Raw genomic sequence first — 528 nt, forward strand, 5'->3', positions numbered from 1 at the left:
GCTGATTCGTCGTCCGCGCTTTGAGCTGTCATCCGCCGAGCGTGAGGTGCGCGACTCCATCACCTATGGCGACGCCTTCAAGGCGCTGCGAGCTGCCGCAGAGGCACAGGGGGATCAGGAGGCCGTGGCAGAACTGGACGCGGTCAGTGAGGAGGCGTCGGCCGCCCTGGAGGCCGAGACCCTGGCGCGCAGTCGCGGCGATGAGTCGGCCATGGAGCCGGTACGCCAGCGCCTGGACGCTGCCGCCCAACGCTTTTCCGGGGTGATGGAGCGCATCAACGGCCAGCAGCCCGAAAGCCAAGAAGGGGGCAGCGAAAGCGTCGGCCAGCGAACCCAGGAGGAATGGGAGCAAGCCTGGCGAGAGCAGGGTATGGAAGACCCTGCTTCCAACCTGCCCGATACCACCATTGACATCGAGCGGGCAGCATCCGAGACCAACACCGAGCCTACTCCCGCCCAGGCCGAGGCGGGCAACTACCGCAAGGGCAAGGTGCGCCTCAACGGCTTAGAGATCGCCATCGAGAACCC

Annotated in this window: 1 protein-coding gene; it reads left to right on the forward strand. The window is 66.5% G+C overall.

Annotated features, from left to right (window positions below):
• On the forward strand, positions 1 to 528 hold a 528-nt coding region (locus ACGTN6_RS21025), incomplete at both ends, for a hypothetical protein (RefSeq protein ID WP_394595055.1).

Source organism: Halomonas sp. B23F22_20, assembly GCF_043496985.1.
Taxonomy (GTDB): Bacteria; Pseudomonadota; Gammaproteobacteria; order Pseudomonadales; family Halomonadaceae; genus Halomonas.